At 73.7% G+C, this 6,338-nt stretch carries 6 protein-coding genes; 4 read left to right on the forward strand and 2 right to left on the reverse strand.

The window, feature by feature from the left end; genetic code table 11:
* The 4 genes from NBW84_RS21435 to NBW84_RS21450 form a co-directional block, all read left to right on the forward strand.
* Nucleotides 1-1,115 (forward strand): beta-ketoacyl reductase (locus NBW84_RS21435; protein WP_250286812.1); only part of this gene is annotated, 1,115 nt, incomplete at its 5' end.
* Nucleotides 1,112-2,500, forward strand: coding sequence for a hypothetical protein (locus NBW84_RS21440; protein WP_250286814.1), 1,389 nt, complete (start codon nt 1,112-1,114; stop codon nt 2,498-2,500). The genes NBW84_RS21435 and NBW84_RS21440, both read left to right, overlap by 4 nt.
* Nucleotides 2,501-3,970 (forward strand): acyl-CoA reductase, encoded by a 1,470-nt coding sequence (locus NBW84_RS21445; protein ID WP_250286816.1) that lies wholly within the window; start codon nt 2,501-2,503, stop codon nt 3,968-3,970. It abuts the gene before it with no gap.
* Nucleotides 3,967-5,280: a cytochrome P450 gene (locus NBW84_RS21450; RefSeq protein ID WP_250286819.1), complete on the forward strand. Its 1,314-nt coding sequence runs from the start codon at nt 3,967-3,969 to the stop codon at nt 5,278-5,280. Before NBW84_RS21445 ends, NBW84_RS21450 begins: the two co-directional genes overlap by 4 nt.
* A gap of 139 nt (nt 5,281-5,419) precedes the next feature.
* Here NBW84_RS21450 and def read toward each other — a convergent pair whose 3' ends face one another.
* A complete protein-coding gene (def, locus tag NBW84_RS21455; RefSeq protein ID WP_250286821.1) occupies nt 5,420-5,968 on the reverse strand; it encodes a peptide deformylase in 549 nt (182 codons plus the stop codon).
* A gap of 134 nt (nt 5,969-6,102) precedes the next feature.
* A partial coding sequence (locus NBW84_RS21460; protein WP_445548483.1) for a hypothetical protein occupies nt 6,103-6,338 on the reverse strand: 236 nt, incomplete at its 5' end.

The raw sequence follows: 6,338 nt of genomic DNA on the forward strand, positions 1-6,338 counted from the left end.
GCCGGCGCGTCGCCCGCTGGCTGGCTGCCCGGGGGGCGCGCCGGCTGCTGCTGCTCGGCCGGGCGCCGGCGCCGCCACGGGCCCGCGGTGACTTCCGGGCCGCGATCGAGGCCGAGGGCGCCACGGTGCGGGTGCTCTCCGCCGACGTCGCCGACCGGGAGGAGCTGCTCGCCGCGCTGGCGGGCGCCGACGACCTGCCGCCGGTGGCCGGTGTCGTGCACGCGGCCGGCGTGGTCCACAGTGCGCCGATCGACGCGCTCGACGAACGGTCGCTGCGGGCGGTCATGCGGCCGAAGGTGGCCGGCGCGCTCGTCCTGCACGAGCTGTTCCCACCGGGCAGCGTGGACTTCTTCGTGCTGTTCTCCTCCGCCGGCGGCCTGCTGCACCTGCCCGGCCAGGCGGCCTACGCCGCCGGCAACGCCTTCCTCGACGGGCTGGCCCGGCACCGCCGCGCCGCCGGCGACGATCACGCGGTGTCGCTGGCCTGGACGAGCTGGCGTGGCCTGGGCATGGCGGCCGCCGCGGCCTCCGCGGCCACTGTCGACGCCGAACTGCGCGCCCGGGCCGCTGGCGACGTCACCGCGGACGACGCGCTGCGCGCCTGGGGCGGCGTCCATCCTGGTCTCGGGGCGAACGTCGCCGTGCTCACCGTGCTGCCCGGCGCGGCCCCGGCGGCCGTGCTGCGCGCGCTGGCCGCCGCGCCGCCGGCCACGGCGGTGGAGTGGGCCGCGCTGCCGGACACGCAACGCCTCGAGCTGGTCACCGCACAGGTCCGGGACGCGGCGGCGGACGTGCTCGGGCTGCCGTCCGAGCGGGTGGACACGCACCGCCCGCTGACCGAGAGCGGGCTGGACTCGCTGCTGGCGGTGGCGCTGCGCGTCCAGCTCACCGAACGGCTCGGTGTCGCGGCCGCGCCGACACTGCTGTGGCACCACCCCACCGTCGCGGCGATCGCCAGCCATCTCGCGTCCACCGTGCCCGCGTCCACCGGGGCGGAACCGGTGCCACAACCGGAGCCGGAACCGGTGCCACAACCGGAGCCGGAGCCGGAACGGCGGCCCGCGCCACCTCCGGCGCGGGAACCCACGCAGCAGCCAGAAAGGGCCCAGCCATGACCAGCGACGAGGACCTGCTCACCTTCGCCGGCAATCCGATCGAGTACTTCGGGCACTCACGGCTGGCGATGCACACCCTTGCGCCGCGGCGGCTGGCCGAGCTGCAGCTGGCCGCGCTCAAGCTCCGGTTCGCGGCGTTACGGGACCGTATCCCGATCCTGCGCACCCTGGCCGAGGAACAGGGCATCGACGAGATCCGCTCGCTCGACGACGCCGCCCCGCTGCTGTTCCCGCACACCGTGTACAAGTCCTATCCGGCCCGGCTGCTGGTGGACAACCGGTTCGACCGGCTGACCACCTGGCTGTCCCGCCTGGTCACGGTGGACCTCTCCGGGCTGGACACCACCGGCTGCGCCTCGATCGACGGGTGGCTGGACCTCATCGACGCCAGCACCGAGCTCCGGCTGGCGCACTCCTCCGGCACCACCGGCACGATGTCGTTCATCCCGCACTCGGCCGTCGAGTACGACCGGCTGTACGAGATCGTCCGGCTGGACGTCATCCCGGACCGCGACCCCGAGGGGGTCGACGTGGTGTGGCCGAGCTTCCGCTCCGGCCGCAGCGGGATCGCCCGGCACGCCACCGCGATGGCTGAGCAGATCGCCGGGCATCCCGACCGGTTCCACACCCTGCACCCCGGGCTGCTCAGCGCGGACGTGATGTTCCTGGCCGGGCGGCTGCGGGCCGCCGCCGCCCGGGGCGAGCTCGACCGGGTCGAGATCAGCCCGGCCATGCGGCAGCGCAGGGCCGAGTTCGAGGACGCGCTGCACGCCACCGGCCGCGGGATGGGCGAGTTCGTCGAGCGGCTGGCCGACACGCTGCGCGGCCGGCGGGTGGCCTCCCTGAGCACCTGGGACGTCTTCCACGGCATGGCGGGGGCCGGCGCCGCGCGCGGGCTGCGCGAGCTGTTCGCGCCGGACTCGGTGGTCTTCCCCGGCGGCGGTTCCAAGGCGGGTGTGCTGCCGGACGACTGGGCGCGGGGGGTGGCCGGCTTCTTCGGCGTGCCCCAGCTGCAGCTCGTGTACGCGATGGTGGAGGTGATCTCGCTGAACCTGCTGTGCGAGAACGCCGGCTACCACCTGGAGCCATGGCTGATCTTCTACCTGCTCGACCCCGGCACCGGGCTGCCGCTGCCCCGGACGGGCACCCGGACCGGCCGCGCGGCCTTCCTCGACCTCACCGCCGAGATCCACTGGGGCGGCTTCGTCTCCGGGGACGAGGTCACCGTGACCTGGGACCCCTGCCCGTGTGGCCGCACCACCCCGCGGCTGGGCACCCGGATCGGCCGGTTCGGCGGCACCCGCGGCGATGACAAGATCACTTGCGCGGCGACCACCGAGGCGCTGGGTGAGGCGCTGGAGTTCCTCAACGGGGCGCTGGTCTAGATGCCGGCACCACTGATCCCCGCGTTCGTCCGGGGTGAGCTGCGTACCGCCGGCCCGGTCGAGTCCGCCGCCGGTTTCGCCGCGCCGGATCCGCTCGGCCTGCTCGACACGCTCCCGCTGCGCGACCCCGCGCGCATGGCCGAGCTGCAGTCGGTGCCGCTGACGGAGATCATCGATCTGCTCGGCGAGGTCGGCGCCAGGCTGTCGGTGCCGGACAACCCGTTCCTGGCCGAGGCGCTGGACCAGCTCGCGGCCTACTCGGACCTGACACCGGCCCTGCTGCGCTCCACCTACCGGCAGTTGCCGTCGCTGTTCGAGCCGGGCCTGGTCCGCTCGGTCGCCGAGCGCACCGTGGGCACCCGCTTCCTGGACGGCTGGGCCGACGTCGGCGCCGGGGCGGTCCGCGCGTTCGGCTCCCGCTGCGTGCACATCATCGCCGGCAACAACCCGATCATCGCCGCGATCACCATCGTGCGCAGCGCGATCACCCGGTGCGACACGATCATCAAGAGCCCGTCCAACGACCCGCTCACCGCGCTGGCCATCGCCCGGACGATCGCCGAGACCGCCCCCGGGCACCCGCTCACCCGGCACCTGAGCGTCGTGTACTGGAAGGGCGGCGACGAGCGGTTCGAGCGCGCCCTCTACCACCCGGCACAGGTGGAGAAGATCGTCGCCTGGGGCGGGCTGGCCTCCGTCCAGCACGTCACCCGCTACATCCGGCCCGGGCTGGAACTCGTCCCGCTCGACCCGAAGCTCAGCGCCACCGTCATCGGCGCGCAGGCCTTCGCCGACGCGGCGAGCATGGCCGCCACCGCCCGGCTGGCCGCCGCCGACGTCGGCGTGCTCAACCAGGAAGGCTGCTTCAACGCCCGGGTGATCTACGTCGTCACCGGCACCGGCCCGGCCGGGGTGGCCCTGGCCAACCGGTGGGGACAACTGCTCTACGACGCCGTCCAGGCGCTGCCGGAACAGGTCAGCACCCCGGCCCGCCGTTTCGACCCCGACCTGCGGGCCGACCTGCGGGTGCTGCGCGCGGACACCGACTTCTACCGGGTGATCGGCGGCAGGGCCGACGAGGGCGCGGTGGTGGTCTCACAGCTGCCCGACCCCGTCGACTTCCACCAGACGCTGTCCGGACGGGTGGCCAACGTCGTCCCGGTCGACGACGTCGCGGACGCGGTCCGCGCGATGAACGCCTACACCCAGACCGTGGGGGTGTACCCGGAATCGCTCAAACGGCAGCTGCGCGACACAGCTCCGCTGTACGGGGCGCAACGGCTGGTCTCGCTGGGCTACGCGACGCGTTTCCGCGCGGACCTCCCCCAGGACGCCATGGAGCCCACCCGGCGGATGGTCAAGTGGATCGTGGACGAGACCTACCACCCGGAGCTGACCCACCCGCTGGAGCACCTGCGTCCCGGGAGCGGGCGGCGGGAAGCCGACCAGGAAGCCGAAGTGGCCCGGTGACCAGGAACACGAACAAGATCGCGGCTGGCGAGGACGTGGCCGGAAGGCCGGACACGGCCGAGAGACCGGACGTGGCCGAGAGCGGCGCCGGGAACGGGACGGCGGGCGGGGGCACGGGCAGCGCGCGGAGCGTGACCGCGGCTGTACGGCGGCTCATCGCAGACTTCGACCACCACGACCCGGCCTTCGACCCGGAGACGGCCATCGCCGTGCACCGGGGCATCCGGGAACGCGGCCGGGTCGTCCGTTCCCGGGCGTACGGCGGGATCTGGATCCTGTCCCACTACGACGACGTGGCGACCGCGCTGAAGGACCACGAGACCTTCAGCTCCGCGTCCGGGGTGTTCTTCCCCCGGGCGGCGGGGACCCCGCGGTTCGCGCCGCTGGAATACGACCCCCCCGAGCACACCACCTTCCGCGCCCTGATGCGGCCACCGTTCCTGGCGGCCCGGGCCCAGGACCTGCGACCGGCGGTGTCCGCCCTGGTGGCACGGCTGCTGCGACCGGTGGTGGAACGCGGGCACGGCGACCTGGTCGCGGAACTGGCCGTACCGCTGCCGCTGGCCGTGGTCGGCCTCGCCGTCGGTTTCTCCCCGGACGCGCAGCAACGCATCCGGCGGCTGACCGCGAACACCTGGTCGAGAATGCCCACCGACGACAGCCCCGACGGCTTCTGGCCGCCGTTCGCCGAGCTGTTCCGCGCCGAGATCCAACGGGCCCGCGCCGACCCCGGCGAGGACTACCTGTCCGCCCTGGTGCGGTCGGACTTCGACGGCCGGCCGGTCACCGACGCCGAGCTGCACGTGATGCTGGTCGCCTTCGCCATCGCCGGCCACGAGACGTCGATGAACACGCTCGCGCACCTGCTCTGGCAGCTCGCCCGACGTCCCGACCTCCAGGACGAGCTGCGCGGACGGCCCGAGCTGATGCCGGTGGCGGTGGAGGAGACGCTGCGGCTGTGGACGCCGGTGGACCACGGCACCCGGCTGACGACCAGGCCCGTGGAGATCGCCGGTACGACGATCCCCGCCGGCGCGCGGGTCGTGCTGCTCACCGGGGCGGCGAACCGGGACCCGGCGAAGTTCCCCGGCCCCGACGAGTTCCGGCTGGACCGGGACCCGGTCCGGCACCTGACCTTCGGCCAGGGCGCGCACTTCTGCATCGGCGCGCACCACGCCCGCACGGAGTTCCTCGCCGTCCTGGCCGAACTGGCCCGGCATCCGAACTACCGGCTCACCGGCCAGCCACGCCGCTACTTCGAGAACGGCCGGCACATCTGCCTCGACCGGCTGCCTGTCGCGTTCGGCTGACCGTGGGGCGTCCTCCCGCTCGGCGCGGCCCGTCCGGGACCGCCGGGCGGGGAAGGCACGGCCCCGGCTGGGAAGCGGAGGCCCGTCACCCGGCCGAGCGGCGAGGAGCCGGCCGGCCAGGGCTGGCCGGCCTGGACGGTCAGCGGGCGCGGCCGAACAGCGGGTGCGGGGACACCTTCACCGCCGGCGGAGCCTGCCCGGCCCACTCCGCCTCGCGGATGGCCTTCATGGCCGCCTTCTTCGTCTCCGAATCCAGCCGGTCGATGAACAGCACCCCGTCGAGATGGTCGGTCTCATGCTGGACGCAGCGTGACAGCAGGCCGCTGCCCTCGATCGTGACAGGATCGCCGTGGACGTTCTGGCCGACCGCGATCACCCGCTCCGGCCGTCTCAGCTCGAAGGAGAGGCCGGGCAGGGACAGGCAGCCCTCCTCGCCGTCCATCAGCTCCTCGCTGAACGGCCCGAGGACGGGGTTGACCAGGTGGCCCACCTCGCCGTCCACGTCGTAGGTGAACACCCGCAGCGACACCCCGAGCTGCGGCGCGGCCAGCCCGACCCCACCCGCCTCGTGCATGCTCTCGACGAGGTCGTCGACCAGGCGGCGGAGCTCCTTGTCGAAGGTGGTGACCAGTTCGGCCACCGTCCGCAGCACCGGGTCCCCCAACAGCCGGATCTCTCGGACCGTCACTGCCGCACCTCTTCCCGACCGCTTCCCGCGCCCTCTTCCCGCGCCCGCAACATGTATCCATCAAAATACACGTCCATCAGGAACGAATTTATTACACTAAGTAACTTACGCGAGACATGGTCATCACGGCATCATCACAGCAAGGTGATCGGATCGGGGACGACCCGCACCGGTGGGGAGCGGCGGGCGTCGAGGACGCCGCTGGCCGCCTTGAGCGCGGCGGCGAGCTGCTGCCCCTGTGCCCTGGGGACCCGCACCAGGACACGCTCCCACCGCTGCCCGGCGGGCTCCGGCACGTCCGCGTCCTCGGCGCCGGCGGGCCGGGCCGCCCTCCCCGCGGGGGCGGACCGACCTGTCCCGCCGGCGGGAG

The sequence above is a fragment of the Protofrankia sp. CiP1_Cm_nod2 genome, assembly GCF_920664355.1.
In the GTDB taxonomy this organism is placed as follows: domain Bacteria; phylum Actinomycetota; class Actinomycetes; order Frankiales; family Frankiaceae; genus Protofrankia.

What these genes read in the sequence shown, in the direction of transcription:
- NBW84_RS21440 (WP_250286814.1), top strand. Translation starts at nt 1,112, where the DNA reads ATGACCAGCGACGAGGACCTGCTCACCTTCGCCGGCAATCCGATCGAG.
- NBW84_RS21445 (WP_250286816.1), top strand. Translation starts at nt 2,501, where the DNA reads ATGCCGGCACCACTGATCCCCGCGTTCGTCCGGGGTGAGCTGCGTACC.